We start from the raw sequence: 26636 nt of genomic DNA, 5'->3' as shown, positions 1-26636 counted from the left end.
GGTACTAATAGACCAAACATTCAACACACAATGTGTGAATTACAGGGTTTTTGCTCGCGTCCGTTATTCAGTGTCTGGCATGACACCACCCACCCGTTGTGGTGGGGATGGGTTGTTGCCTGGTTTTTGTCGGTGGTGTTAGCGGTGGGGTCACGCCCGGTCCCATTCCGAACCCGGAAGCTAAGTCCACCAGCGCCGATGGTACTGCACTCGGGAGGGTGTGGGAGAGTAGGTCGCCGCCGGCATAATAATCTTGTTTGTGGGTCGTGGTTGCCTTGCCCCTTGTGTGGGGTTGGGTGCTGCGGCCCGCTTTTGTACCTACGGGTAAACAGAATTAACTAGCGTTTTAGTGCTGCATTTTGCTGTTCGTATGCTTATTCCTATGCGGCGCGCTACGTCGGCGCCGTTTTAATTGCTCGACTCAGTCGGCTGTATCTTGGAATTCATGCGAGTGGGAATCGTGACTGGAGCATCTCGGGGCATAGGCGCCGTCTTTGCCGATAGACTTGGGCAGCTACGTCCAGACCTAGATGAAATTTGGTGTGTTTCTCGTAGCTACAACGATGATTCTTCCGGTGAAGACGCTGAGTTCTCGCAGAGGCAAGGTCCTCGTCTTCGATATCTTTGTCTAGATCAGTCCGATGATGATTTTGGCGATAAACTCCGGAATCATGTTGACCGCCATCACGCGACGATAGTTTATTTAATCCTCAATGCCGCGTATGCGAATTATGGCGATGTTAAAACCCAGGATTTTTCGCAGGCTGATCAAATGATACAGACGAATATTCGCGGTACGGTCGCAGCGGTTTACTCGCTAAACGATTTATTCGAAAAGAACGGCCACATCATTTTCGTTTCATCGATCTCAGCTGTAGCACCAACTCCAGGGCTGGCGGTGTACACAGCATCGAAAGCGTTTATTCGGCACTGGGGTATCTGCCTTGGAGAGGAATTGAAACCTAATGGTGTAACTGTAACTATTTGCTACCCGGGAAAGGTTAAGACCAAGGCGCTACGGGACGTCGTGAAGCAGGCGAAGTCGGTGAAGTTGCGTCTCATGCCGGAGCAGAATCTCAATTATCTAGTGGAGCGCACGTTACGTGGAGCGGAGAGGGGTCGGGCGGAGGTAGCGCCCGGCCTATATGGCCTGGTGATGGCCCTATCCAAAACTGTGCCGAAACGTGTGGTGGCTCGATTCGCGCGGTTAGTTTGAGGCCGTCTAGATTCGCGGAATCAAACTTTCGTTTAACCCCCTGGGTTTGGTCCGTTTAGAAGCCAGCGTTATCTGAGTAGGCTACGAAGTATGCGTAAGTTATTCACAGCTGCTTCGGTGTATCTCGGTCTTGGTCTGTTTTCTGGCGTTTTCTATCGTGAATTTACCCGTGCGATGGATTTCGGGGATAAAACGCAGCTCAATACGCTGCACACGCATTTCCTTGTTCTTGGCACAATCTTTTTCTTGGTTGCGCTGGCATTGGATGGTCAATTCAATATTTCAGCTGTCAAGGGCTTTGATCGCTGGTTCATCGTCCAGAATGTCGGCATTGTTTGGACGGTTGGCATGATGGTGGCTAACGGTATCGTGCACGTTGTTTCAGGCCCGGAGGCCTGGGGTGCGATGTACTCGGGAATTGCAGGGCTCGGCCACATTATCCTGACGGTCGGCTTTGTGTGGTTCTTTATGCTTCTCAATAAGGCGCTGAAGAATCGTGAACGCGAGGTTCGCAAGGCCAACGCGGCCGTGTGAATTTCCAGTGGAAATGCGTGAGCTGGATTGCTGATTCGGCGTAGGCGATAAGGCGCAATAGAAACCCCGTGCAGAAACAATATCTGCACGGGGCGCTTTCATATAACGGCGACTATTCGTCTGCGATAGCGGCCAGGGGCGGTGTCTTCGCGGCCTTCTGACCAGGGCCGAGAGCAGCAATAATGCCCACAAGCGCAGACCCAAGCAGCATGAGAACGATCTGCAGCCACGGTACCGCGATAGTATTCAGGCCCTCATCCTTCAGCACGGTCAGAAGTGACCAGCCGAGGAACAAGCCGAGGACAATACCTACAACCGCGCCGAAAATGGAGATTTCCACAGATTCCAGGCGAATCATCCGGCGAATCCCCGAGCGTTGCAGGCCGACGGCCCGAAGCATGCCAATCTCCTGGCGGCGCTCGACAACCGAGAGCGCGACAGTATTGATAATTCCCAGAATCGAAATGATGACCGCCAGGGCCAGCAGCGCGTAGACGATTCCCAGCATGACATCGATAGAGGCATTAGCCAGCCCCGCAAACTCCTTAGCAGACATCACCTGTACTACGAGGTAGTCCGCAACTGCGTCGCTAAGCTTTTGCTTCATTTCATCCATGGAGCCGCTGTCTGCCGCGATGGAATCAGAAATATCGACGTAGGTCTGGAAAGGCAACAGGTGGCTGCTTTTGACATATTTATGGGCGGCTTCGTCGGAGACCATAATCGACTGGCCTGGATCATTCGTGTCAGCAAAAATGCCGGTGACGGGGAGCCGTGTTATGCCGCCTTTGGAAACCACTGCGAGTTCAGTGCCAACGTTCCAACCATTCTTTTTCGCTGTTGATTCGCTGATGACAATTCCCGCATCCGGCTTGGCCAGATCGAGGGAGCCCTGTATGGCGCGAGTGCCGTACCATTTGCCGACGTTGGAGTTGAAAACCGACGCATTACTAGATTCCGGTCCGACTTCAGTTTGTTCGCCGTCGGAAGCTATCATCGTGCCGGCTTCTTCAGGTGGGATCACCAGCAGCGCGCCAATCGACAAAGTTGCGGTGTCGTCGACACCATCGATATCCTTCACTGCGTCCTCGACCCCAAGCGGCAGGGCCGAATGCGCGGTCAGAGGTGGCGAGAGTACGAAGTCAGCCGTCAGATTGGTCTCTGACCACTCATTGACCGCCTCCTTCATGGATACGCCGAACATGCCGATCACAGTCACCAGCGCAAGCCCGAGCGTCAGTGCAAACGATGTGGTTCCCGTTCTGCGCGGATTGCGGTGGGAGTTCGTCGCCGCAAGCTTGCCGACGGTTCCAAAAGGCGCACCTACGACGCGCCCCAGTCCTCCGATCAGAGGCATGGACAGCGCGGGGCCGACAAGCCAGACGGAGGCTACGGCCATCACTGCACCGACACCAACGAAGATGGCACGAATCTTGGTTTCTGCGTCGTTCCACTGCAATGCCCAGGCAATGATTGCGATCGCGGCGGACGCCAGCACAGCACCGGCCCACGTCCTAGCACTGAGGCTATTGCTGGTTGTTTGATCCCCAGAGCGCATGGCTTCTACGGGAGGAACGGCGCCAGCGCGGGCGGCCGGCGTCCAGGCAGCAATCATGGTAATTACCACGCCGACAAGGAGAGGAACGATGACTGCCACCGGTTCGAATGTCAGGCCGTCGCCGGGCATGGAGATACTCATGGCATCGAGAAGGATGAATAGCCCCTGGCTCAGCCCAAATCCCGTGATGACACCTAGTGCGGAACCGATGAGGCCAACAATGAATGCCTCCAAGAGGACTGACCCAGTGAGCTGTCGTCGTGAAGCACCGAGGGCGCGGAGGAGAGCGAATTCCTTCATGCGCTGAGTGACCAGCATGGTGAAAGTATTGGAGATGATGAAGATGCCCACCAGCAGACCGATGAGCCCGAAAGCGATGAGGAAGTAGTTGACAAAGCTTAAGGCAGAGGAGACACGTTCGGAGGCCTCCTCGGCGAGCTTAGAGCCTGCCTCTACCTTGAGCTCGGGGAATGCTTCTGCGACATCACGGGTAAGCGTGGCAGCGTCAGTGGTGGAATCGGCGGCGAGGGTGAACATGTCCATATGGCTGTCCGCGCCGTAGAGCTTGCGCCACTGATTCTGGGTGAAAAAGACCGCGAGGTAGCCGGTTTCGTCGATGGAGGTATCAGCGATGCCGACAACCTTCACCGTCGCCCGATCGAGGCGGGTGGCTACTTTGATTTCAGTGCCGACGTGGAGGTTGCCGAGTTCGGCGGTGGTGGAGTTGACGACCACCTCACCTGGTGTTTCCGGCGCGTGCCCCTCGGTAACCGTGACCTTGTTGCCCACCGCTTCGGCCGCTGGATAGTAGGGAAGACCCATCGATGGCGAACCATTGGTTTGAATCGGCTTGCCGTCGGCTCCTGTGGCCGTAATGCTGTTGTTGGGATCGCCAATGTTGAGGGCTCGGACCCCGGGGAAGCTTTCGATTTCCTGCGCGGTTTCTTCGGTGAGAGCACCGGGATTGTCAGCTGGGGCCGTCACCACCACGTCGACACCGTCATAAGCGGTACTCATTGCGCCCTTAAAGGCCTTGTCCAGCGATGATGTGAACACAAATGCGCCGGTGATGAAGGCTGTGCCCAGCACGACCGAAATAATTGTGAGCACGAGGCGCAACTTGTGCGAGGTGATATTACGCCAGGCGACGCGGCTTAGCGTGGAAGACGATGATGCCATGGGGAGAGATGACCTGCCTTCCTAAAGATTCTCAATATCTGCCATGCGCGCCAAAATATCGGCGGGCGTGGGGTTGCGAAGCTCGTCAACCACGCGGCCATCCGCGAGGAACACAACACGGTCTGCGTAGGACGCGGCGGTGGCATCATGCGTCACAATGACAACGGTCTGGCCGATGTCATCAACCGCATCGCGGAGAATCGTCAACACCTCACGGGATGAGTTCGAGTCCAAGTTGCCCGTCGGCTCATCGCCAAAGATGATCTCCGGCCGGCTGACAATGGCACGCGCACAGGCGACACGCTGCTGCTGGCCACCGGACAGTTCCGAGGGGCGGTGCGTAAGCCGTTCTTTAAGCCCGAGGCGCGTGGTGATTTCCTCGAACCACTGCTTATCCACCTTACGACCAGCGATATTGATAGGCAGGGTGATGTTCTCCGCCGCTGTCAATGTCGGCACCAAGTTGAAGGACTGGAACACAAAGCCCAGGCGGTCACGCCGCAGCGCCGTAATCTCCTTGTCCGACAGCTTCGACAGTTCCGTCGTGCCGATGTACGCGCTTCCCGACGTCGCGGAGTCCAAGCCGGCCATGCAGTGCATCAATGTCGACTTACCCGACCCGGACGGCCCCATGATCGCGGTGAACTCACCAGCGGCAAAAGAGATATCGACATGGTCCAGTGCAGTAACAGCGGCATTGCCGACACCGTACTTCTTGGTGAGCCCCTCAGCGTAGGCCGCCGCTGGTGGGGCGGAATGCTTCAAAGAAGACTCAGCGGATGATTTGGTGGGGCGTTTTGCATGCTTGGCAGACATGGGGGAGGGGCTCTCTTCTAATTAGATTTGATCAACGGCGAATTAATATCCGGCAGCGAAAGCGGATTGAAAACGCTGCGACGGGAATGGAACGTTCGTTGTTCCCCAGTCACGGGGTCAGCGAAACTCATTTCAACACAGACCAGGTGCAGGGGCTCCGAGGTATTCTCGGCCTCCAGCGGCAGAATCTCCGGGTAGTACTGGTCACCCAGGATGGGAAAGCCCAGTTCACTCAAGTGCAGCCGCAGCTGATGAGTGCGTCCGGTGATGGGCTTCAATTGCCACAGCGCAACGCGACCACTGTCGGCAGCGAGGCCGTCGGCGTCCGAAGGCACGTCGACAAGCGAAATGCGCTCGATGATGGTGTGGGCGTTTGGCTCGCCCTCGAGAGTATAAGCCTGCATCTGGCCAGCAATTTTGTGCTGTCGTGTGCGCAATTCCAGTGGGGTCTCGGGCAGGGCTTCGCTGGCCGCGTCAGCGATGGGTGTAGGCGACGTCAGTGCGTGGTAGCGCTTAGTGACTTCCCCCGATGCGAAAAGCCCCTGGTAGGCGCCGCGAACCTCGCGCCGGGCGGTAAAGATGAGCAACCCCGACGTCAGCCTGTCGAGGCGATGCGCGGGAACCAACTCCGGATTACCCAGCTCCCGCCGCAGGCGAACCACAGCAGTTTCCGTAATGTGTCGGCCGCGCGGCATCGTTGCCAAAAACGACGGCTTGTCGACGACCACAAGGTTGTCATCTTGAAAGACAATCGGCATCGGCCCCGCGATTGTGCGCTCCGGTGCCGGGGTGCGGTAAAACCACATTTCCGCGCCGGGCTTCACCATGTCATCTGGACTGTAGGGCACTGAGTTGGCGCGAACGACGAGCCCATCTGCAAAACGCTTGGCCACAGCCGCTTCATCATCGTCTGGGTGGCGGTAGGTTTGACCTGCGATAGCGCCTGCGAGCAGATCCCACGCACGGGTGGGGGCATCGCCACGACGCCCGGGAGCGGCGATGCGGGAGGGGTTGAGCCCATCGCGAATGGGCAGTGGCATGCGACGCATACGGCTGACTTTAACAGGTGCCCCGGATTCACCCGGCGGGCAAGCGGAGCTGCTGGCGCAGGGCTGTGTTGGTATCGCCCCTAATGGCGTAGGCGGACAACATTCTGCCCTGTCGGTCGCAACATAATGGGGGTAGGGTGGAGGTGAAAGTAATAAAAGGGTTGGCTCGGAAGAGTTGACTAAATAGCAAAGCTTGTCCATTAAAATGGCGTCCAAGCAGGTGCGATAGGTGTAGCTGCGTTGCGGTCGGGCCGCGGAGAGCCAATTTTTATGGATCGCATAATAAGGAGGCAATCAATGCCAAGGCAGAACATCATTGTGTGCGCGGTCGATGGCTCGGAGGCATCCAAGACCGCCGTCAAGTGGGCCGCTAACACCGCAGTGAAGCGCGGTGAGCCGCTCCGTCTGGTCAGCAGCTACTCCATGCCGCAGTTCCTCTACGCAGAGGGCATGGTTCCGCCGCAGGAGCTTTACGACGATCTTGAGGCCGAGACCCTGGAGAAGATTAACGAGGCCAAGAAGATTGCCCTCGACTTCGCACCGTCGGTAGATGTCAGCCACCAGATTGAAGAGGGCAGCCCGATTGACATGCTGCTCGACCTGTCTGAGCAGGCAACCATGGTGGTTATGGGCTCTCGCGGCCTGGGCGGGCTCTCTGGCATGGTCATGGGTTCGGTTTCCGCCGCTGTTGTTTCCCACGCATCGTGCCCGGTTGTTGTTGTCCGCGAGGATAACCTGGTAACCGATGAGACCAAGTACGGCCCTGTCGTTGTCGGCGTCGATGGCTCCGACATTTCCGAGAAGGCAACCGAGTACGCATTCCGTGAGGCCGATGCTCGTGGTGCCGAACTGATTGCGGTTCACACCTGGATGGACATGCAGGTACAGGCTTCCTTGGCTGGCCTTTCTGCAGCTCAGAGCCAGTGGCAGGTTGTGGAAGAGGAGCAGAAGGCTCTGCTCGGCCACCGTCTGGAGAAGTACGCTAAGAAGTACCCGGAAGTGGCCATCAAGAAGGTTGTTACCCGCGACCGCCCGGTTCGTGCTCTGGCTGATGCCTCGGAAGGCTCGCAGCTGCTGGTCGTCGGCAGCCATGGCCGCGGAGGTTTCAAGGGCATGCTGCTCGGCTCCACTTCGCGTGCACTCCTGCAGGCGGCTGCTTGCCCGATGATGGTCGTCCGCCCGGAGACTGACGCCTAAAGCGCCCTTCGAGGGGGCTGAGAAAAGACGCCGGCGGCGGTCGTCGAGGCGCGGTTAGCGCCGAGAGTAGAAACCGTTACCGAATATTTATAAGTAGAACCTAGCCGGTTTCCGACAGGTGTCGGGGCCGGCTTCGGTTTATCCAAATGAGGCCTCTCGTCTGCATAAACCCTGTTTTCATGCAGAAAGTGCAGATTTTATAAGAGTTTTCCTGTGGCTATCCGACTGTTATCTCGCTAGTTTCTCAGTGGCCGAAATGGCCTGATAGTGCTTGCAGTGTATGCAAGAGTTTTCGGAAAGACTTATAGTTGAGTCAGAACGATTTCGGGAAAGGAATATCTATCATGAACGAGATTCTTCTTGCTGCCTCCTTTAGCCCTACTCTGGGCTTCGTTGGTTGGATTATCATCGGTGGTCTTGCCGGCTGGATTGGCTCTAAAATCATGAACACTGATGAGCAGATGGGCATCGTCCTGAATATCGTCGTTGGTATCGTCGGTGGTTTCTTGGGCGGTTGGCTGCTCACCCGGGTCGGCTTTGATGTCGCGAGCGGTGGAATGTTCTTCAGCTTCCTGACCTGTCTGATTGGTGCTGTGATCCTGCTGTGGATTGTCGGCATGATTCAGAAGCGCAAGTAAGCCAAGCAAAACAGCGCGACTATGCACGAAGCGTCGTAACGCGGCTATCTACTGGATAGTGAGCTAGAGCGCGGGGCATCTCATCAACATTGAGATGCCCTTTTTGTTGTGCGGTTGTCGTGACGTTGGCGTTCTGCGATTGTCGTGACATCTGTTGGGGGCGGCAATCATCGCACGCTAAAGTAGGACTAGAGGCTGAAAGACTGACTAGTTTGTTCTTTTACAAAAGCACAGTCGCAGATACGCCTACAATGGAATATCACAGACTATGAACGCCCTGTTCAGTGCTCTGAAAGCAATGGCGCTAACGCCGGTATTTGCGAGTAAGCAGCTGTTAGAACGAGGTGTGACTTTGGAAGGACGAGAGGTACTGCCGTGGCAGAAGCGACAACGGGCAAGGGCGCAAAAGGCGGCCGCGCTTCCTCTCGCCGTCGTAACCGCCCCAGTCCGCGGGAGCGCCTCCTGGCATCAGCGACAACTCTGTTTACAACGGAGGGCATCCGAGTCGTCGGCATTGACCGCATCCTGCGGGAAGCTGATGTGGCCAAAGCTAGCCTGTACTCGTTGTTTGGATCCAAGGACAAGCTAGTCATCGCATATCTGCAAGACCTTGACGCCAAATGGCGGGAGGCTTGGGAGCAGCGAGTGGCCTCTTTGGATACCCCGGCGGAGAAGATTCTCGCTTTCTTTGATCAGTGTATTGCGGAGCAGCCGGCAATCGACTTCCGTGGTTCACACTTCCAGAATGCGGCTAGTGAATATCCGCGGCCGGAAACGGAGTCGGAGCAGGACATCCGTCAGGCCGCAGCCGATCACCGTTCCTGGGTTTGGCAACAGCTACACACGCTGCTGACTGAAAATGAATCTAGTATGCCGTCCGCTCACGCAAATATGCTGTTGCTCTACCTCGACGGCGGCCTCGCGGGTGCCAAGATGTCCAAAGACCTGAACCCGCTGCAGATGGCGCGCGACCTGGCCCGTGACCTGGTCACGTAAATACTTAATTCCCTTTTTTAACGCGTCGTAGTTCTCGCCTTTTTACTCACGGGCTAATCTCGGAAGCGTTTCCAGTCCGACTCCTTTGAGCCGGTGGCTTTCTTAATCATATTCTTCGTATTCTGGCCGAGTAGCATTCCCAGGTTCTTTGCAATCAGAATTGGCTTCGGCCGTTTCTGTGCTTTTTGAGCTTTCTCGGCTTGTCGTTTCATGTCGTCCCGCACTTTAGCCAGGCCGGGAAGCGGCGGAACTATACCCGAGGAAATCTTCATATCCTGCGTCAGGGACGGCAAATTGTCCTGAGCACCAGGCCGCATCTGGGTCACCATGTAGCGAACCTTCGCAATTTTCAAAGCCTGGGCATATTCTTCTTCCTGCTTTGCTTTACGACGGTCCCGCGATTCCTTCTCAATAGCGGCATATTCGCTCTTAAACTGCTTTATCTTCCACGGAGCGAATGCGGATTTGATATAAAAGTGACGCTTGGCCTGCTTTAACTTCTTCTTTTCCTCCCGCTCCGATTCGTATTCACCCTTTTGGTGGTTTTGAAGAGTTCGGAAATCGTCCGTGAGCGGGTAGGTCTTTTCCACATAGCGGGTGAGAATGATATTTTGGGTCAGTGTCCAGAAGTTATTGGTGACCCAGTAGACAATTAGAGCCACAGGTGTTGGGCCAAAGAACCCCGCGAAGAGGATCATCAGCGGTGCGTAGATAAGCATTACGCGCATGAACTTGCTGAGGAATACACTGACGCTATTGGAATAGTCGAGAGTGCGCTGCAACCGGCGGTAGGAAATGACCAAGTTAAAACCGGTGAAAAAGGCCGCTGCCACGATGCCGATAATGCAGAAAGTTAACAGCGAATCATGATTGCCCCCGAGGATTTGCAGTTGCGCCGGGTCCATGCGCAGATATGCGGGTAGAGGCTGTCCCAAGAATGTCGCGCTCAGAAAGTCGGAGATCTCATCCTTAGAGATGAATCCGACATTATGAGACGCAGGCAGCCCAGGCCCCTCAGACGCCCGCAGCATGTGCCTCAGCATGCGAACAAGGCCCATAATCACGGGAATCTGGACGAAGAGGGGCGCCAGCATTACGGAGGTCTTAATTCCCTCTGCTTTGCGCATTTCCTTGCTGGCAAAGTTTACGTATTGTGGCGAGTTCGGCTCGATGCTCCTGCGGTAGCGCTCCTTGAGCATAAAAAGCTGCGGCCGTAGGTTGGCTGTCTTGCGCGCCGAGATAAATTGCTGGAACGCGAGAAACGCTAAAGCGCCACGCACCGTAAACACCAGCAGGAAGAGAGAAAGCGTCCAGGACAGAGAAGACGGCAGGTGAAATACTGAGGCCAGTAAAAGGTGCCACGCCTTAAGGACAAACGAGACCAGCCAAACAAATGGTTCCAAAATGACCACGGGCCGACTCCTCCATGTCAAGGATAAGAAAAGTAAGACAACCGGATGAGGCCGGTGTGCCAATTCCAGCCGCTATCCTAGCGACTCGAATTACCTGCCCCAACTTTAAAACAGGGCCCCGCTGTGGCGGGACCCTGTTTTAAAGATAGTAAACCTGGGTGAAACCCAGTGGAAGGCAAATGGACCTGGGTGAGAACTAGTTAGCGCTCTCGTACTTTTCAATAATGTGCTTTGGCAGCGCACCACGGTCTGCAACATCCATGCCATTCTCTCGTGCCCACTGGCGAATCTTGCGATTGCGATCACGGGCCTCAGCGGCATTGGGATTAGCGGAAGAGCGCTTACGCGGAGCTACAACCGTGCTGTGATCAATGGAAGCTTTCGCAATATACGGTTCTAATACCTGCTCGAACTTCTCTGCATTTTCCTGAGAGAGGTCGAGAATGTAGTTCTTACCGCGGAAAGAGAAACGAACGACTTGGTGGTCTGCGGAATCAAGTGGAGTCCCATCGAGGTCGTCGATGTACTGAATTAGTTCGCGGCGTGCCATAGAATCCCTGCCTAAGCTTGGTGCTGAACTTGTAATAATGAAGAAGGCTTACGGTGAAACTTCAATACGGTGAAATTTCAAATTAATATCAAGCCCTATTTTCTTTCCCCCACAGTATAAGTGCAAAGAAATTTAATGTCTATTGACGATAATTTAGCTTGATTGTGCAACTTATATTGAATACATGGTTTGTTAATAATTCGATTAATTGTGCACAAGAACTTGGGGTAATAAAAAGACGGCCCTGCATGTTGTGCAGGGCCGTCGTGAACAGCAACTACGCCACTGAGGGCGCAATGCGGGGTGCGCTCTCGGTAGTCGTCGTAAAGCGAAAGGACGAGAAGGCGCTTAAGCCTGGGTCATGCCCTGACCCGGCTTGCCGCGGTAGGTAGCGGCGACGAAAAGCGGCTGGTTCGGTTCTTCCTTGACCTCGACAAGGCGGTACTCAGAGGTAACGTCCTCGCGGCCGAAGTAGACGGCAGTGTAGCCGTGGCGGTCGAACTCGAGGTAGTTGACGTACGGGTTCGCAGCCTTGAGTCCAGCGGTAGCAGCCAAGGAAATCGGGTTGTCCTGAGGCAGCTTCACAATGTCATCGATGTTCGGGGCGCTGACGGAAGTACAGACAATCTCAATGGCGGCAATACCGGCACTCGGGTACTGGCCCGGGACCTTCGGTACGTTGCAGTTCCAGGAGGAGTGAATATCGCCGGTGAGGAAGACAACGTTGTCGTAGCCCTCCTTACCCATGATGTCAATCAGCTTACGACGCTCAGCAGCGTAGCCATCCCACTGATCCAAGTTGTACGGCAGGCCGTCCTGAGGCAAGCTCAGCAGCTCAGTGACAGCGCGAGTGGCCTCCGGATCCAGCGGCGGAACCAGCACTGGAGTGAACATGACGGAGTTGCCCACGACACGCCACTTTGCGCTCGAGGAACGCCACTGGCCGAGCAGGTAATTGAACTGCTCAGAGCCGAGCATGGAGCGGTTCTCATCATCGGTCTCGCCAGCGCGGATGAACTTCAGCTGCTGGTCGCGGTAGGTGCGCAGGTCCAGCATGGTCAGGTCGGCGAGATCGCCGAAACGGAAGCTGCGGTAGAGCTTTCCGCCCTGGGAGAACGGGACCGCGCGAACCGGCAGCCACTCCAGGTAAGCCTGGATAGCGGCGTCGCGGCGGGCAATGTAGTCGCCTTCGGTCTCCGGGTCGTGATTCTCAGCGCCACTGTGCCAATCATCGTTGGCGACCTCGTGGTCGTCCCAGGTCACAATCCACGGCTTTGCGCGGTGAGCTTCCTGCAGGTCCGCATCGGTACGGTAGGTGGCGTAGCGCAGGCGGTAGTCAGCGAGAGAAATGATCTCGTGAGCCGGCTTGTGGTCACGAACCGGGCCCTTGCCGGAGTAGCCACCGGCCTCGTACTCGTAGATGTAGTCACCGACACACATAATGATGTCGATGCGGTCATTTTCCGCCATGTCGCGGTAAGCGGAGAAGAAGCCACTTTCCCAGTTAGCGCAGGAAGTCAGCGCGATGCCCAGGTGATCTGGCGAGGAGTTCACCGGCGGCGCAGTGCGAGTCTGGCCAATCGGGGAAACCTGGCCCGCGTGATCACCAGCGGTGACGGTAAAGCGGTAGAAGTAGTAGGAATCAGCGGAGAGACCCTTGACATCGATCTTGACAGTGTTGTCAGCATCCGGGTCGGTGTTCAGGGCACCAGAGGCAACGATGTTGCCGAAGCCCTCATCAGAAGCGACTTCCCACTTCAGTGCAACAGGACGGCCCTGGTTTGCACCTGCGGTATCGCCTGGGTGTGAGGTCACACGAGTCCAGATAAGAACCGAGTCCGGCAGTGGGTCGCCAGAGGCCACGCCGTGTTGGAATACCTGAAAACCACCGGAACCGCCAGCATTAGCTGGGGACTGTGACTCAGGATTGGCCCCCGCACTGGTAGCGGTTGCCAGGCCGATGGCTCCGGCAGCAGCACCGGTAGCGCCGGCACGCAGTACGGCACGACGAGAAGGGGTGAATGGCTTTTGGGCTGTTGCGTCGCTGTACGAGACCGCACCGTTCAGATTCGAGGCTGCAGTCTGAGATTTATCTGAAGATGGCATAGCCCTCATTACAGTAGTTCTCAGTCCGTAGCGCCATTGGTGGGAAAAAATAGCCCGATACGGGGGTAATAAGAGCAAAAGCGCGACTGTTGCTGTTCAACAACAGTCGCGCTCAATTCGATGAATCTCGGCGAGTGGCCTCAACCTGAAGCGGCCGGGTTTACGCGCCCAGCTCCGAAATAATCTGGCGGTCCAGCGAATCCAGCTCCGCGGTAATGGAGTGGTGCGCGCGACGACGCTGCTCCGGGGTCATCTTCTCGGCAGTATTAATAGCATCAGTCATGACATCCAGACGCGAGTTGGCGTCCTTGATAAAACCATCGATGCCCTTGGCGCCCGACTTACGCAGCTCCGTCAGCGAACCGCGAGTAGCCTCAATGCGGGCCAGCAGCGGTGCACCGTGCCCCTGGTAACGAGCGGCATCATTAGCGGAAACACCGAACTTCTGCGCGGCCGACGAGTGTTCACGGCGCTGAATGGCAGTGATAGCGCGGTAGGCCAGCGGAACCAGCACCGGTACCAGCAGGCGCGCGCCACCGATCCACGACTTTGCCTTGTCCTTGTTGAAGCCCTGGCTGCGCTGCTGTGCCAGGATCTTCTCGGCCATCTTGGTCTGGTGACGCTGCTTGGCAGCCAGCGCCTTCTTCTCGTCCTTGGCACTTGCCTTGCGGATCTTCTCCGCGCGCTTCAGAGCACGGTTTTCCAGCTTGAGTTCCTTCTTACCGAGCTTTTCCTCAGAACGAACGCGGCCAGCGGCCTCCTTCAGCTCCAGCTTGTGCTGGTGCTTCTGGTCGCGCTTAGCGGCCTTGACCTCAGCCTTGTGTGCCTTGCGATTAAGTCGAGCTGCGTGGCGAGCCTCTTCCTTAGCCTTCGCCTTGGCAGCCTTCACCTGCTTGGCGGTTTCGCGCCGACGCTCACGGATGTCACCCAAGAAGCTCATTTTTTCCTTCGCCTAGTTGCTCGCAGATAGTCCCTCCGGAAAAGCGGGGCGGAAAACCCTTAAACCCCACCGCGCCGGAGTGCGCTTGCCAGATGCAGTGGCTGCATCACGATTCTTGCTATCCAAGCTTAACGTGAAACTTCCTACCGAGTGGCGATACGCTAATTCTCATTGTGACTGATTCATCCGTTTCGCGCCCGCTTCTCCACGCGAGCGACCTCATCGGCTGCCGCTACCGGCTGAGCCTCGACCTGCGCGAGGGGCGGCTAGCCGAACCTGCTTCTCACCAAGAGCACCGCTTGCCGACGTCCATCGCGTCCATCCCCGACCTGTACACAGTGGCCTCGGGGCCGGACGCTCACCTGGATACCCTTGAGGCCATCGCCCGTGGAGAAAGCGTCATCGCCGGTGGCGTGCTCATGCATGAGCGCCCGATTCCCGGCGGGGTGTACTCGGGAATCGACGAGATTTGCCACCCTGATCTGTTGGTCAAGGTCGATGATTCACCGCAGACGACCTCACCGACGTACATGCCGGTCCTGGTTGTCACACGGCATCTGCTCTCTGCGCGCAAACAGGGCCGGCGGCGTAAGCCGTCGTCAAGCAATGCGGCGCGTGCGGCGGCGATGCAGGTACGACTGCTGGGCGTTGACCGGCTCGGGCGTGATGGTGTGATGGGGCGGACCCTGCGTCAGGCGATGGTTGTCACGGATGAGTGGAAGCTACGGCATTACGGACCTGATGCTGTGAAGCTGGGGCAGGCGGCGGCGATGCTGCACCGGCTGGGCGTGTCCTGTGGCCTGGTGGGGGCGATTAGTGCCACCGGAATGAATCTGGATACACGGCATATCGTCATTGCTGATGAGGGTTCGCGCGTGGCCTCGTACCGGATGGCGTTGCGCGACGCGCGTGATGCCGTCGCTGCCACTCAGGGGCGACCGTCACGGTTTACGCCAGGGACCTGGCCGCTGGCGCCACGGCGCATCCGGGAGTGCCGAACCTGCCATCACCACGACCGTTGCTTCGATGAGCTGACCGCAAGTGACGACATTTCCCTCCTTCTACCTGGGGATAAGTCCATGCGGTTGCGCAGCGTGGGCATCGACACGGTCACGGCATTGGCGCAGGCGAGTACCAACACTCCGCACGTCAGCAAGGAGCAGGTGTGGATGGCGAGGGCGCGGCTTGCCGACGTCGACGCGCTCCGGGTAGCCGCCAAGACATCGGCCCCGCGTGGCGATGTCGAGATGGACATCGATATGGAGGCGTATCCCAACGATGGCGCCTACCTGTGGGGAACCTGGGTGCCCGGGGAGGACTACCGTGGCTTCATCACCTGGGAGCCACCGGGGCCAGAGGGGCTCGGCGGCACGGCGGAGGCCAGGAATTTTGCGATTTTCTGGGATTACCTGATGCGGCGTCGAAATGCGGCGCATGAACAAGGCAAGACCTTCCGCGCCTATTGCTGGGCGGCAGAGGGCGAGAACTATTGGCTACGTCAGAGCGCTACCCGGTTCGGCGGCCAGGAATATGTGGTGCCCGCAGATTCGGCGGATTTGGCCACAGGTGATGTGGCTGGTTCCGGTTTCGAGGCAGCTGGCCCGACAAAGATTGTGCGGGTGCCGACCCGCGAAGAAGTGGACAAGTTCATTGCCTCGGAGGACTGGGTGGACATGCTGAAGGTCGCCCGTCGCCAGATCCTCTCCACCGTCGGCATGGGGCTGAAAGTCGTGGCCCCGTGGTCGGGCTTCCACTGGCGCGACGCCGATGTTGACGGCGAGGCATCGCTGGATCTGTATCGCATTGCGACGGCCACTGACCTCGACTTTGTCGCGGAACAGTCCTTTGAAAAGCTCACGCAAGCCGAGGCGCGCGCTATGCTGCTGCGCTACAATGGCGATGACTGCCGATCGGTAGCCCACGTCCGCGACTGGCTGGATTCACAGCGTGCGGCCGCGGACCTGCCGCATGGGGATGACCTGCCGGTTCCTTAGCGCGCTAACCACGCGTCCACGTGCCGCGCCGGGCGAACTTAGGGGAGACCTTCTTCATCGCAGCATTGCGAATGATGGCCGTGTTCTTGCGGGCTAACAGCAGCAACTGCTGTGTGCGCTCGGCACGGAATGTTGAGCGAGGGGAGCGGTGCACATCGCGGAAAAGCCGCTTCGTCGCCGCCAGCTGATCTGGCGAACGCGTCGCCAGCTGTGCCAACTTCTCCTTGGCCAGTTCAAGCGCAGCGTCCTCCGTGTCCACGGCCCACGTCGCCAGACCAATCTCAGTTGCTTCCTTGCCGTTGAGTTCTTCGCCAGACATAGTCAGCCAACGTGCAGTATCGGCGCTGACCTCGTCGAGAATGGTTCGCATACCGGACATATCCGGAATCAGCCCCCACTTCGCTTCGAGGATTGACCACTTGGCATCGCTCGTCGTAATGCGGAAATCAGCACCTAGCGCAATCTGTAGACCACCGCCGTAACAGTGCCCATGCACCGCCGCAATGACCGGCACCGGCAGGCGTCGCCAGTCCCAGCAGGCGCGCTGGAACAGGTTCGTGCCGTGGATATCGGGGACGAATGAGCGCAGAATGCGCGAGGGCTTCTTAAATGCCGACGCGAAATCGAGCCCAGCGCAAAACGATTTGCCCTCGCCACGGAGGATTACGCCGCGCAGATCACGGTCAGCTGCCAGTTTCCGGGCGACGGTGGACAGCTCGGTCAGCATCTCAAGTGTTAGACCGTTGAGTTTGTCTCCGCGGTCCAAACTGACGACAGCGATTTTCGCCGCCTCTGAATCAGCTACGGCGAGGTGTTCATAGGTGACGTTGACATTGTTGCTGGTGCTCATGGGCACTAACGCTAAACGACGGCTACGTGTGCCGCCCGGGAAATACCAAAAGTGGTCTCAAACAAGACATAAAAAACCGACCCGCTGAGGGTAAGCCCCGTCAGCGAGCCGGTAAGCCATCTTTAGCGCGCGGCAGGGACGCGTAAAAGTCGCGCGCTGTTAGCCGAGATTACTTGGCGGCTGCGAACAACTCTGCAGCGTAATCCCAGTTGAAGACGTTCCAGACAGCCTTGACGTAGTCAGCCTTGACGTTCTTGTACTGCAGGTAGAAAGCGTGCTCCCACATATCCAGCAGCAGAACCGGCTTCAGGTTGATGGACAGGTTGCCCTGCTGATCAGTCATCTGCTCAATAACCAGGCGCTCTGCAATGGTGTCGTAACCCAGAACAGCCCAGCCGGAGCCCTGCAGACCCAGAGCAGCAGCGTTGAAGTGAGCCTGGAACTTCTCGAAAGAACCGAAGTCGCGCTCGATAGCCTCAGCCAGCTCGCCGGTCGGCTGGCCGCCACCGTTCGGGGACAGCAGCTTCCAGAACAGGGAGTGGTTGGTGTGGCCACCCAGGTTAAAGGCCAGGTCCTTGGACAGGCCGGTAACAGCTGCGAAGTCGCCGGACTCGCGAGCAGCAGCGAGCTTCTCCAGAGCAGCGTTGGCGCCGTTGACGTAATTAGCGTGGTGCTTGCTGTGGTGCAGCTCCATAATCTCGCCGGAGATGTGCGGCTCCAGAGCGTCGTAAGCGTAATCCAGCTCAGGAAGTTCGTACTTAGTCATTAGGAAAATTCCTCCTCAACACGTTTTTAGGTTGTGCCGTCGATGGTACTCAAGATGAGTGGATGCGCAACCATTTAAGCAATACAATTAATGCGAAATTCATAAAAAATGCTGTTCAGGGATATCTGTCACAAGTTTATGAACGCGGCGGCTGAGTGCGGCGAATCCATTTACTCACGCGCTTGAAGCGCATTCCGGCTGCGCCACCCAGGTCGTCGTCAAGCGGAATGTCGAGGATGGAAGCCCACGTTGGCAGCATTTCTTCCTCGTACCGGTGGCCGTGACCACCGGGGACGGTGACGGAGGCGAGGCCGTCGATAAGCACCTGCCAGAAGGTGACGAACGGGTGCCAGCGCATGGAGGGGAGGACATCGCGGCCGACGCGCTCTGCAAGCCAGTCGGGGCGGCGCCAGGCCAGCGGGTAATCCCACCAGACGATGGGGTCAGAGGCATGCTGCAGGAATGCGACGCGCGGGAACTCCCACGGCCCGAACTTGGTGCCATAGAACGAGTGGTACAGCTCGTCGGGGCGCGTAGCGAAGCGGATGTTTCGACCCTCGTCGATGACCGGAGCGATTTCTGGGGACCCCTTTGTCCGGCGGTGCGTCAGCTCTTTCCACATTGCGGAGAACTGCGGTGTGCCAGTCCAAACAGCACCGTCGACGCGTGCGAGCATGTCGGCGGAATTCTCGAACGCGCCGAGACCGCCAAACCCGCCGAGGGATTCACCGGCGACGTAGACCTTTGGCCGGTCGTTTTCCGGCATTTTGTCGACTTCCTGCAACACCCGATGGATAAGAGTGTGGCCAGCTGCGATTGGGGTTTCGTGGTCCGTTAGCCACGCCACTGGGGAGGGCAGGTCAGAGTACTGCAGAGCGACAGTGGCGCAGTTGCCAAGGGTCAAGAACTCTGCAGCCTGTGCCGACCACGGTGGCACCCAACCTGTGCCGGTGGTGGTGAAGACAACCAGGTGATCGCGCCGGAACGCGCCGGTGCGGTGCATCTCGCGGATGATGAGCTCCGCCTGTTCCCGCAGAGAACGGCCTTGCACCTTGCCCGCATAAATGCGGATGGGTTCCTGCAGTTCGGAGAGCGGCTTGCCAGTAACCACTGCCAAATCTCGGGCACGGGGGCCTTCGGCGACGAAGACGCGACCCTCGGCACCGAGTGCGTACCACGGCTCCAGAGACCATGGGCTTCCGGAACGTTCCGGCTCCCACGGCTGCATGCGACCTGGAACGACCAGGGTATTCAGGTAGCGGGACTTCTTGGCGATGGACTCCAAAGTCCGACGGATAAGCAGTCGGTCAATGCTGGCGGCCACGGCACCACCGACGATGGCACCACTGAGAACCGGGGCGAGACCGCGAGGAAGCCAGGGGCGGAGGTTGTCCCGCAGTAGGTCATAGCCGCGGTTGGCCAGCGCGGAGAGCCCCCGAGTGGTCAGGTAGAGACCACTGGCAATCATTGTGGAGGCGAACTGGCTGCGTGCGGATTCCTGCTCATCCTTGCCCACCAGGCGACCAATTTCGCGCTGCTGGGAAATGGAGCGCAGCCACAGCGCCGCGGTGGTGGCCGTGGTGGCCACGTGCCAGGTCACGGCCAGTGCGCGTTCGTGACGAGGTGCCAGCGCAAAGCGGCTGAGTGAAGTGCTGGCCAGACGCCGCATCGTCGTGTTGTAGCCATAGCCGATGGCCACCCCGGTGACATGGCCCGCCAGCTGTGCCAGGAAGGTCACAGTAACGGTGGCGGTCCGAGTGCGCGGCATCAGCGAGGGGCTAAAGGCAGCCCATGACGCAATTTCTGCACCAATTAGACCGGGGTTGGAGGGGATGCCGGCCCGCAGTGCGCTGCGGATAGTGCCGGGGCCGGTACCTAGGAGGCGTTCGCGAAAGACTTTCGCGGCCATCAGGCTGCCGGTGCCGACTGCGCCCAGCGCTTTGGCCATGCCAGCTGTGCCAGCGACTCCTGTAATTCCTGTTCGTGCTGCTCGTGCAGCTCGCACTGTCCTGGCGGTTTCGATTGGCTGAGCTACAGGTGTGTCGCCCGTAGACGCAATCGAGGGCGCAATCGAAGTAAATGCGCGACGCAGGAATCCCATGACTCCCATCATGACAAAATTTTTTCCACGGGGGTTATTCATCCCGCGCCAGTTTTCCGCACAAAGCGTAGCCTGTGGGGTGTCGCAACTTTTTCCGAATCGGTTGAGAAGGATCCGAGGGCTATGAAGCTATCCACAGGAAATAAGGTCGTGCTGATCGGCGCTGGCGACGTCGGCGTTGCATACGCGTACTCGCTGGTCAACCAGGGCACTGTCGACCACTTGGCAATCATTGACATCGACGAGAAGAAGACGATGGGCAACGTCATGGACTTAAACCATGGCGTGGTGTGGGCGTCGTCGCGCACCAAAGTCACCCAGGGCACGTACGCCGACTGTGACGATGCCGCGCTGGTGGTTATCTGTGCAGGTGCGGCACAAAAGCCGGGCGAGACTCGCCTGCAGCTGGTGGACAAGAACATGAAAATCATGAAGTCCATCGTCGATTCCGTTATGGACAGCGGTTTTGATGGGCTCCTACTGATTGCTTCCAACCCCGTCGACGTACTCACATACGCTGCGTGGAAGTACTCCGGGCTGCCGCACAACCGTGTCTTCGGCTCCGGCACCATCCTGGACACCGCACGTTTCCGCTACATGCTGGGTGAATACTACGATGTTTCCCCGATGAGCGTGCACGCATACATCATCGGTGAACATGGCGACTCCGAGCTGCCGGTGTTGTCCAGCGCCAACGTTGCAGGCGTCAGTCTGTCCAAGCGCCTCGCCGCCGACCCAGCGCTTCACGACGAGCTGGAGGACATCTTCATCCGAACCCGTGATGCCGCCTACGAGATCATCGATGCCAAGGGCTCCACTTCCTACGGAATCGGTATGGGTCTGGCCCGCATCACGCGCGCCATTTTCCAAAACCAAGAGGTGGCTCTGCCGGTCTCCGCATACTTGCAAGGTGAATATGGCCATGAGGACGTGTTCATCGGAACACCAGCCATTGTGAACCGCCGAGGAATTCGCCGCGTTATCGAGCTTGAGCTGGACGAATACGAAAAGAAGCAGCTGGACAAGTCCGTTCAGACGCTCCGAGATGTGCAGGATCCATTCTGGAAGTAACTGCTGGTAGCGAAAGCGCATGTCTTCTCGACATGCGCTTTCGGCCGTCTCATTTGAGAATGAGAATGCCCACCTTCTATTGGCCCGCGTGGCCGACTCTGGCCAACGCTTCGTCCTAAACACAGGAGTGCCTTCTCTATGGCAGCGCAGAGCCCTCAAGACACAGCAACTGACAACACTGAAAGCGGCGCGGATGTACCGCGTCTGGATGACCTCATCAGCAAGGTCACCGATTTGATTACAGAGTTGGACGACGTCTCGGTGGAGGCATCTGCACTGCTCGCAGAGGTGCCGGAAGAGCGCCGTCGGCACGCGGAAAACCTACTGCACTACGCGCACCTGCGCACAATTGACATCCGTGAGCTGCAAAACAGTTTGCACGACCTCGGCGTGACCAGTCTGACCACGGTGGAGACTTTCACCCGGGGGCGCCTTGAACTTGCCCTCAACGCGCTGTTGGCCCTGGCGGGGCGCACCTCAGATATCGATGTCGCCCGCATTATTGCCGATGATGAGCGCGCGGATATTGCCCTGGATAACAACGCCACCGAGCTGTTCGGTCAGGAGCGCGCGGATGTCACTTCGCACATTATGGTGACCCTGCCCGCCGAGGCCGCCGACGACGCAGAGTTGGTGGAGAGCTTCGCTGCTGCCGGCATGGATCTCGCTCGCATCAACTGCGCCCACGACGGCCCTGAGCAGTGGAGCCGCATGATTGACAACGTCAATGCTGCAGCTGAGAAGGCCGGTCGCCGCATCTTCGTGTCCATGGATCTGGCTGGCCCGAAGCTGCGCACAGGCGATATCGAACCGGGACCGCGCGTGGGTCGCGCCCGCGTTGTGCGTGACGACGCCGGCACGGTCATCTCCAAGTCCAAGATTTGGCTGACTCCACGTCTGGATGAGCACCCCAAGCCAGTTCCGAACGATTTGCCGGGGCGTCCTGCTCTGCCACTGGAAGCAGATCAGGGGTGGTTGGAGCAGCTGCAGCTTGATGATGTCATTACGCTGCATGACTCCCGCTCAGCGAAGCGTCACTTCACCGTTGTGCGCATCGACACCGACGTCGAGGGCGAGGTCGAGGCGGTGCTCGCCGAGGGTGAGAAGAACGCCTGGATCGCCGAGGGCACACACCTGCGCAGCAACTACGAGGTCACACGTGCTGGCGGCGTGCCACCGACCGTGCAAAAGCTGCGTTTCCACACTGGGGATGAGTTCATTCTCACCAGCCGCGAGGAAATCACCACCATTCCACGCACCGAGGATGAAAATTCCACGAGTCTCCTGCTCGCTGCCGTCTGCCGTGGCGGCTCTGAAGCCGGGCGATCCGGTGCTTTTCGACGACGGTGCACTCGGCGCTGAGGTGGTTGAGGTCTCCGAGACGTCGTCAAGCGAAGATAGCCACGTCGATGCCCGCTTGCGTGTCCAGCGCACCAAGCCGAACGGACAGCCGTTGGCGGCGCATAAAGGCATCAACCTGCCGAACACCGACCTGCCGCTCAATTCGCTTACCGACGAAGACATTGAGCATCTGCGCTTTGTAGTGGAGCACGCGGATATTGCTGCGGTGAGCTTTATTCGCACGCAGGAGGATGCTGAGTACGTCTACAAGGTGCTCGATGAGATTGCGGCAGAACATGAGGCTGCAGGCCGCGAGGATCTGGCATCGCGGGCTCGGGACCTAGGTGTTGTGCTGAAGATTGAGACTATTCCGGCATTCCAGAATCTGCCGGGAATCATCATCGCCAGCATGAAGCGCGCCAAGTCCGGTCTGATGATTGCTCGTGGTGACCTGGCTGTGGAACTGGGCTTCGACCGCATGGGTGAGGTCCCAGGCCAGATTCTGACGCTGGCGCAGGCAGCCGGAGTGCCGACCATTCTGGGTACTCAGGTGCTGGAGAATATGGCCAAGGCCGGCCTGCCTTCCCGCGCGGAGATTACCGATGCGGCCTTCGCCCTGCGTGCCGAGTGCGTGATGCTGAACAAGGGGCCGCACATCACCGAGGCCATCGCGATTTTGAACAACCTGGCTCGGAAGATGGGCCGTTCGCAGCGTAAGAGCCGCATCATGCTGCGGAAGATTCGCAGCTGGTCGGACTAGTGGCGGGGTTAGTGGCCGGGCTAGTTTAGGTAGGTTAGGGGAGCGCACCCAAAAAACGCCGTTGGAGAAAAGACTGCGGAAGAAGCCAGCCGCGCGAGAGAGACGCGAGAGAGGAGCCCTGCGGAAAATGTCTAATGAACAGGCAGAAAACGCGGGGTGGGCTGTGCCGCCGCAGTCTCCAAAGCAACAGCCGCAGCAGTCCCCACCTCAGGTGGTGCTGCCACCGCAGCAGAGCTGGCAGCCGACTGTCTCGGATTCGACTATCACGAGTGCGACGCCGCGCTGGAAGGCCGATGAGATTGTTCGCAAGCGCGCGGACAGCGTCTTTCGATGGGCGATGAGCGGCGCCGGAGTATTCGCCGCATTTACCGTTTTCGTCTGGATGAGCATCCTGAGCCCCGGTCAGGACCTAGTGGTTTCCCTCCTCGGTGAGTTTGGAGCATGGGCTTTCGGTCTCTGTGGAATGGTTTCCCTCATTGGGCTGGGTTTTTCGGTCTACAAGACCCTCCAGGTGCTGCGTGACCGCGCAACGTATGCTCGCCCACTGCTGTCGCGCACGGCAACGGATGTGCGCACGATGCACATGTGGCCAGTGCGCAACATCACGGGGCCCGTGGTCGCGTTGGCTGAAACAGGAGTCACTGCCGTAATGGGGCCAGGTCGCTTTATCTGGTACCTGGCCTGCGTTTTGTGGCCACTTGCAGTGGGGTGGTTTATCGCAGCCGACGTGTCCCGGACATACTTCCAGGCCGGAATCATCACCGTTTTAGCTTGTGTGACGACTGCCCTCACAGCGCGGCTACTCGGCTACGTGTTGGCTCCCGAGGAAGTGCATCGCAACATCCCCGTTGGGGCCGGTCGCGAACGCACCCAGCCCGGTTTCTGGTCCAAGGGCTTCATCCCCAGCGAAGCTACCGATGAACAAGGGGAGACGGGCGCAATGGCCGTCGACAAGCAGCTTTTCGAAGGAACGGCGAGCGAATTCGTCGACGATTTTTATAAGTAGCCCAGGCAGTCGCGAATTACGGAGAGCGAATAGGTATTCTGTGGCCTTGTGGGAAAGAAATCTTGTAAGAAGAATAATCAGGCCCCGGAGGGCATGAGCCGTCGTCAGGCGAAGCTGGCAGCCCGCGCTGCTGAGCGTGCAGCGCTGCTGGGTAATCCGCGTCCGTTCAAGGACTTCGACGAAGAGGCTGACATCGTGGCTGTCCGCGAGTTCGCTCCGGCTGTGGTCATTCCGGTCACGGTCGCTGACGCCGAGCGTGACATCAAGCTCTGCACCGTGCTGCCAGGCGGCGTTGCTGCCCTGACGCGTGCCGCTGACCAGGGCAATGAGGCTTTCGTCGCGCTGCAGACGCAGGCGCGCACCAATGACGGCGCTGCGGATCTCTCCCGTGCGCTGGCATGGGCTCGTGACGCAGAGCCGGGCCAGCAGCTCTCCGCCGCCACTGACGGCGAGGCTGCACCGCTTACCGACGTCCTGACCGCCGTGGATCTCGACAACCTGGAGGTCCACCAGGACTTCGAGTGGTGGATTCCCAAGGGCATTGAACGCACCCCGATGATCGAGCAGAACCTGGCCGTGGCTAACGACGCGATTCTCCCGTCATACCGCCTGGATGCGAAGGTCGCTGGTGCTGTGTGGTGGATTGATCCGGGCGAGCGCGCCCACATCCGCTGGGTGCGCCGCGAAGATGAGAAACCACTGCTAGACGCCTTGGCACGCGTGCACGCTGCGGACAACCTTTCGCTGGGAGAGGGCACCAAGTTCGCTGGTGTCTTCCGCACCGATGGTCTGCTGGTGCCGGTCTGGGACCTGGATAACACCAAGCCGCACGACCACTGGATTGCCGCCGTGGAAGAGGCCGACAAGCGTATCGCTGAGGCGCTGGCCAGCGAAGAACCGCTGACCGCCGAAGAGCGCAAGTCCCGTGAGACCATCGTGTCCCGTCAGGTGACCATTCGGAACTAGGCGTAGCTGGTTTAAGAACTAACGCGTGTGGCTCAGCAAAAAGCTGAGCCACACGCGTTAGTTGTCTCGAAAGCTATCCGAAGCTGTTTTAGCTGCCCTCTTGGCTATCTCAGCTCCGCAAAAAGTGCTGGCGCTTCGACTTCGTCCCAGAGCAGCACATTGCCCGCATAACCGGTGTCCATGGCGCCTGAGGTGGGCACGGTAAGAGAATCGGAACCGAAGAGCATGCGCAACATCAGCCAGGTCAGGTGCCAGACATGGTCACCATCGCCGACGAACACGGCCTTAGTGCCAGCATTGGCCAGGCGAATCCAGCGGTAGGGGTTGAGCCATACCGCAGGTGATTTCAGCCGTCCCATCAGCGCACTCATGAATTCACGCTGCCGCTCTACGCGGTCCAAGTCTCCCTGGGCGGTAGCACGCGTGCGCACGTAACCCAGGGCGCCCGCGCCGTCGAATTTCTGGCAACCGGCCTGGATATTCAGTCCTGCCAGCGGATCGTCGATGGCTTCTTCAGGGCACATCTCGATACCACCGACAGCATCGACGACACCGGCGAAACCGCCAAAGCCAATTTCGGCGTAGTGGTCGATGTGAATTCCAGTGTTTTTCTCTACAGTGTCGATGAGTAGCTGGGGGCCACCAAATGCGAATGCCGCATTGATCTTGTTCTTGTCATTGCCCGGGATATCCACGAAGGAGTCACGCGGGATACTGACCAACTTCGGCTTACCGAGCACCGGAATGTGGGCAATCATGATGGTGTCGGTGCGCTGGCCGAAATCACCACTGCCCGTCGAGAGCTTGGCAGCATCTTCCTCTGACAAGCCCGTACGAGAGTCCGAACCGACAAGCAACCAGTTGGAGGACATCGTATTGGCAGGGCGATCTGCCAGACCGGAGAACGCATCGACCCTGGTCAGGCGGATGTCGACAAGTGCCATCGTGACGACAAGGAAGATAACGAGAAGCAGGATGATGGATTTAACGCGCAAGCGTGGCAGCCGCATGCGTGGCATGCGGAACCCAGACCTGACGCCGGCGCCGCCACGACTGCCACGGCGTCCACCACGGCCAGAACTCGCTGCTTGTGGGGCACTGTAGTAGTCCTGTGACGAGCCGCGCAAGGAAGATTGGAAATCCGCATCCGGATTATATCCGGGTGGGGGAAACCGCGGATCGCTGCCAGCGCGTCCGCTACCGGCTCGGTTCATTGGTGGACGGGACTCAATGCGCGTTTCGTTCAGTGGCGCCTGCCGACGTTCCGGTTGCGGCCTAGACCTGCGCGGAGGCATAGGCGCTGGGCGGGCTGCCCCTGCCCTAGATGGGCGGTCGGAACGGGGCGGGATGGGGCGTCGTGAAGCGCCACGCGAATCGGCCTCACGGGGGCCGGCATGCTTCGGCGACGCCTCGTCCACACGGCGGTAGATGGGGCGGCCATAGCGATCTTTAAGCGGCCTACCGTATCGGTCGCGGGCAATGCGCGAGTCGTCGAAGTTGCCTTCCATACCAATAAAGAATAGGCAACGACAGTGGACTAAGAGAACCGAGACAGCAATACAAGTCTTGGTAGCGCTGGCGTTACCCTGC

The 26636-nt window shown here is 58.5% G+C and carries 22 protein-coding genes and 1 rRNA gene; 12 read left to right on the top strand and 11 right to left on the bottom strand.

The window, feature by feature from the left end:
• Positions 1-128: 128 nt before the first annotated feature.
• The 3 genes from rrf to AB1Z34_RS02315 all read left to right on the top strand — a co-directional run bounded on the left by rrf (position 129) and on the right by AB1Z34_RS02315 (position 1750).
• A 5S ribosomal RNA gene (gene rrf, locus AB1Z34_RS02325) occupies positions 129-245 on the top strand.
• Positions 246-460: 215 nt separating this feature from the next.
• On the top strand, positions 461-1216 hold the full coding sequence (locus tag AB1Z34_RS02320; RefSeq protein ID WP_161798516.1) for an SDR family oxidoreductase: 756 nt from the start codon (positions 461-463) through the stop codon (positions 1214-1216).
• Between the two features lie 90 nt (positions 1217-1306).
• On the top strand, positions 1307-1750 hold the full coding sequence (locus tag AB1Z34_RS02315) for a DUF2871 domain-containing protein (RefSeq protein WP_367157830.1): 444 nt from the start codon (positions 1307-1309) through the stop codon (positions 1748-1750).
• 112 nt (positions 1751-1862) lie between these two features.
• Here AB1Z34_RS02315 and AB1Z34_RS02310 read toward each other — a convergent pair whose 3' ends face one another.
• Genes AB1Z34_RS02310 through AB1Z34_RS02300 form a run of 3 tightly spaced genes read right to left on the bottom strand, consistent with a single transcriptional unit; the run spans position 1863 to position 6352 of the window.
• A complete protein-coding gene (locus tag AB1Z34_RS02310; RefSeq protein ID WP_367157829.1) occupies positions 1863-4487 on the bottom strand; it encodes an ABC transporter permease in 2625 nt (874 codons plus the stop codon).
• Between the two features lie 21 nt (positions 4488-4508).
• Positions 4509-5303 carry an ABC transporter ATP-binding protein gene (locus AB1Z34_RS02305; RefSeq protein WP_172954627.1) on the bottom strand — a complete coding sequence of 265 codons (795 nt, stop codon included), beginning with the start codon at positions 5301-5303 and terminating at the stop codon, positions 4509-4511.
• A 17-nt stretch (positions 5304-5320) separates the two neighbouring features.
• Complete coding sequence (locus tag AB1Z34_RS02300; RefSeq protein WP_187404963.1) at positions 5321-6352, bottom strand: pseudouridine synthase; 1032 nt, start codon at positions 6350-6352, stop codon at positions 5321-5323.
• A gap of 297 nt (positions 6353-6649) precedes the next feature.
• On the opposite strand from AB1Z34_RS02300, the gene AB1Z34_RS02295 reads away from it, so the two are divergent.
• The 3 genes from AB1Z34_RS02295 to AB1Z34_RS02285 all read left to right on the top strand — a co-directional run bounded on the left by AB1Z34_RS02295 (position 6650) and on the right by AB1Z34_RS02285 (position 9183).
• Positions 6650-7549 carry a universal stress protein gene (locus tag AB1Z34_RS02295; RefSeq protein ID WP_005510554.1) on the top strand — a complete coding sequence of 300 codons (900 nt, stop codon included), beginning with the start codon at positions 6650-6652 and terminating at the stop codon, positions 7547-7549.
• Between the two features lie 344 nt (positions 7550-7893).
• Complete coding sequence (locus AB1Z34_RS02290) at positions 7894-8187, top strand: GlsB/YeaQ/YmgE family stress response membrane protein (protein ID WP_187404962.1); 294 nt, start codon at positions 7894-7896, stop codon at positions 8185-8187.
• Between the two features lie 375 nt (positions 8188-8562).
• A complete protein-coding gene (locus AB1Z34_RS02285; protein ID WP_048731284.1) occupies positions 8563-9183 on the top strand; it encodes a TetR/AcrR family transcriptional regulator in 621 nt (206 codons plus the stop codon).
• A gap of 53 nt (positions 9184-9236) precedes the next feature.
• Here the strand turns inward: AB1Z34_RS02285 and yidC are convergent, their stop codons facing one another.
• From yidC to AB1Z34_RS02265, 4 genes are all read right to left on the bottom strand, one after another.
• The gene (yidC, locus tag AB1Z34_RS02280; protein WP_187404442.1) at positions 9237-10595 is read right to left on the bottom strand and encodes a membrane protein insertase YidC; all 1359 of its coding nucleotides are present in this window, start codon (positions 10593-10595) and stop codon (positions 9237-9239) included.
• A 196-nt stretch (positions 10596-10791) separates the two neighbouring features.
• Positions 10792-11145: an Lsr2 family protein gene (locus AB1Z34_RS02275; protein ID WP_069359719.1), complete on the bottom strand. Its 354-nt coding sequence runs from the start codon at positions 11143-11145 to the stop codon at positions 10792-10794.
• A gap of 348 nt (positions 11146-11493) precedes the next feature.
• The gene (locus tag AB1Z34_RS02270; protein WP_255468722.1) at positions 11494-13251 is read right to left on the bottom strand and encodes an alkaline phosphatase D family protein; all 1758 of its coding nucleotides are present in this window, start codon (positions 13249-13251) and stop codon (positions 11494-11496) included.
• A 160-nt stretch (positions 13252-13411) separates the two neighbouring features.
• On the bottom strand, positions 13412-14191 hold the full coding sequence (locus AB1Z34_RS02265; protein ID WP_070602295.1) for a DUF6474 family protein: 780 nt from the start codon (positions 14189-14191) through the stop codon (positions 13412-13414).
• A gap of 173 nt (positions 14192-14364) precedes the next feature.
• On the opposite strand from AB1Z34_RS02265, the gene AB1Z34_RS02260 reads away from it, so the two are divergent.
• On the top strand, positions 14365-16185 hold the full coding sequence (locus tag AB1Z34_RS02260) for a ribonuclease H-like domain-containing protein (protein ID WP_187404959.1): 1821 nt from the start codon (positions 14365-14367) through the stop codon (positions 16183-16185).
• 4 nt (positions 16186-16189) lie between these two features.
• On the opposite strand, the gene AB1Z34_RS02255 is transcribed toward AB1Z34_RS02260, so the two are convergent.
• The 3 genes from AB1Z34_RS02255 to AB1Z34_RS02245 form a co-directional block, all read right to left on the bottom strand.
• Positions 16190-17035: a crotonase/enoyl-CoA hydratase family protein gene (locus AB1Z34_RS02255; RefSeq protein ID WP_367157828.1), complete on the bottom strand. Its 846-nt coding sequence runs from the start codon at positions 17033-17035 to the stop codon at positions 16190-16192.
• A 169-nt stretch (positions 17036-17204) separates the two neighbouring features.
• Positions 17205-17801 (bottom strand): superoxide dismutase, encoded by a 597-nt coding sequence (locus AB1Z34_RS02250; RefSeq protein WP_005510435.1) that lies wholly within the window; start codon positions 17799-17801, stop codon positions 17205-17207.
• 136 nt (positions 17802-17937) lie between these two features.
• The gene (locus AB1Z34_RS02245; protein ID WP_070858758.1) at positions 17938-19914 is read right to left on the bottom strand and encodes an alpha/beta-hydrolase family protein; all 1977 of its coding nucleotides are present in this window, start codon (positions 19912-19914) and stop codon (positions 17938-17940) included.
• Between the two features lie 111 nt (positions 19915-20025).
• On the opposite strand from AB1Z34_RS02245, the gene AB1Z34_RS02240 reads away from it, so the two are divergent.
• From AB1Z34_RS02240 to AB1Z34_RS02220, 5 genes are all read left to right on the top strand, one after another.
• Positions 20026-20973: an L-lactate dehydrogenase gene (locus AB1Z34_RS02240; protein WP_070858761.1), complete on the top strand. Its 948-nt coding sequence runs from the start codon at positions 20026-20028 to the stop codon at positions 20971-20973.
• A gap of 138 nt (positions 20974-21111) precedes the next feature.
• Complete coding sequence (locus tag AB1Z34_RS02235; RefSeq protein ID WP_367157827.1) at positions 21112-22335, top strand: pyruvate kinase; 1224 nt, start codon at positions 21112-21114, stop codon at positions 22333-22335.
• A complete protein-coding gene (locus AB1Z34_RS02230) occupies positions 22238-23074 on the top strand; it encodes a pyruvate kinase (RefSeq protein WP_367157826.1) in 837 nt (278 codons plus the stop codon). The genes AB1Z34_RS02235 and AB1Z34_RS02230 overlap by 98 nt, the downstream gene beginning before the upstream one ends.
• A 127-nt stretch (positions 23075-23201) precedes the next feature.
• Entirely contained in the window at positions 23202-24080 is an 879-nt protein-coding gene (locus AB1Z34_RS02225) for a hypothetical protein (RefSeq protein ID WP_367157825.1), read from the top strand.
• Between the two features lie 48 nt (positions 24081-24128).
• On the top strand, positions 24129-25046 hold the full coding sequence (locus AB1Z34_RS02220) for a DUF5926 family protein (protein ID WP_367157824.1): 918 nt from the start codon (positions 24129-24131) through the stop codon (positions 25044-25046).
• A gap of 104 nt (positions 25047-25150) precedes the next feature.
• Here AB1Z34_RS02220 and AB1Z34_RS02215 read toward each other — a convergent pair whose 3' ends face one another.
• Positions 25151-26554 carry an LCP family protein gene (locus AB1Z34_RS02215; RefSeq protein ID WP_367157823.1) on the bottom strand — a complete coding sequence of 468 codons (1404 nt, stop codon included), beginning with the start codon at positions 26552-26554 and terminating at the stop codon, positions 25151-25153.
• Positions 26555-26636: the final 82 nt, after the last annotated feature.

The sequence above is a fragment of the Corynebacterium sp. 045007 genome (genome assembly GCF_040743205.1).
GTDB lineage: Bacteria > Actinomycetota > Actinomycetes > Mycobacteriales > Mycobacteriaceae > Corynebacterium > Corynebacterium jeikeium_D.
This window is presented reverse-complemented; position numbering and strand designations above follow the sequence as displayed.

What these genes read in the sequence shown, in the direction of transcription:
- AB1Z34_RS02315 (WP_367157830.1), top strand. Translation starts at nt 1,307, where the DNA reads ATGCGTAAGTTATTCACAGCTGCTTCGGTGTATCTCGGTCTTGGTCTG.
- AB1Z34_RS02310 (WP_367157829.1), bottom strand. Translation starts at nt 4,487, where the DNA reads ATGGCATCATCGTCTTCCACGCTAAGCCGCGTCGCCTGGCGTAATATC.
- AB1Z34_RS02305 (WP_172954627.1), bottom strand. Translation starts at nt 5,303, where the DNA reads ATGTCTGCCAAGCATGCAAAACGCCCCACCAAATCATCCGCTGAGTCT.
- AB1Z34_RS02300 (WP_187404963.1), bottom strand. Translation starts at nt 6,352, where the DNA reads ATGCGTCGCATGCCACTGCCCATTCGCGATGGGCTCAACCCCTCCCGC.
- AB1Z34_RS02295 (WP_005510554.1), top strand. Translation starts at nt 6,650, where the DNA reads ATGCCAAGGCAGAACATCATTGTGTGCGCGGTCGATGGCTCGGAGGCA.
- AB1Z34_RS02290 (WP_187404962.1), top strand. Translation starts at nt 7,894, where the DNA reads ATGAACGAGATTCTTCTTGCTGCCTCCTTTAGCCCTACTCTGGGCTTC.
- AB1Z34_RS02275 (WP_069359719.1), bottom strand. Translation starts at nt 11,145, where the DNA reads ATGGCACGCCGCGAACTAATTCAGTACATCGACGACCTCGATGGGACT.
- AB1Z34_RS02270 (WP_255468722.1), bottom strand. Translation starts at nt 13,251, where the DNA reads ATGCCATCTTCAGATAAATCTCAGACTGCAGCCTCGAATCTGAACGGT.
- AB1Z34_RS02265 (WP_070602295.1), bottom strand. Translation starts at nt 14,191, where the DNA reads ATGAGCTTCTTGGGTGACATCCGTGAGCGTCGGCGCGAAACCGCCAAG.
- AB1Z34_RS02255 (WP_367157828.1), bottom strand. Translation starts at nt 17,035, where the DNA reads ATGAGCACCAGCAACAATGTCAACGTCACCTATGAACACCTCGCCGTA.
- AB1Z34_RS02250 (WP_005510435.1), bottom strand. Translation starts at nt 17,801, where the DNA reads ATGACTAAGTACGAACTTCCTGAGCTGGATTACGCTTACGACGCTCTG.
- AB1Z34_RS02245 (WP_070858758.1), bottom strand. Translation starts at nt 19,914, where the DNA reads ATGATGGGAGTCATGGGATTCCTGCGTCGCGCATTTACTTCGATTGCG.
- AB1Z34_RS02240 (WP_070858761.1), top strand. Translation starts at nt 20,026, where the DNA reads ATGAAGCTATCCACAGGAAATAAGGTCGTGCTGATCGGCGCTGGCGAC.
- AB1Z34_RS02235 (WP_367157827.1), top strand. Translation starts at nt 21,112, where the DNA reads ATGGCAGCGCAGAGCCCTCAAGACACAGCAACTGACAACACTGAAAGC.
- AB1Z34_RS02230 (WP_367157826.1), top strand. Translation starts at nt 22,238, where the DNA reads ATGAAAATTCCACGAGTCTCCTGCTCGCTGCCGTCTGCCGTGGCGGCT.
- AB1Z34_RS02225 (WP_367157825.1), top strand. Translation starts at nt 23,202, where the DNA reads ATGTCTAATGAACAGGCAGAAAACGCGGGGTGGGCTGTGCCGCCGCAG.
- AB1Z34_RS02215 (WP_367157823.1), bottom strand. Translation starts at nt 26,554, where the DNA reads ATGGAAGGCAACTTCGACGACTCGCGCATTGCCCGCGACCGATACGGT.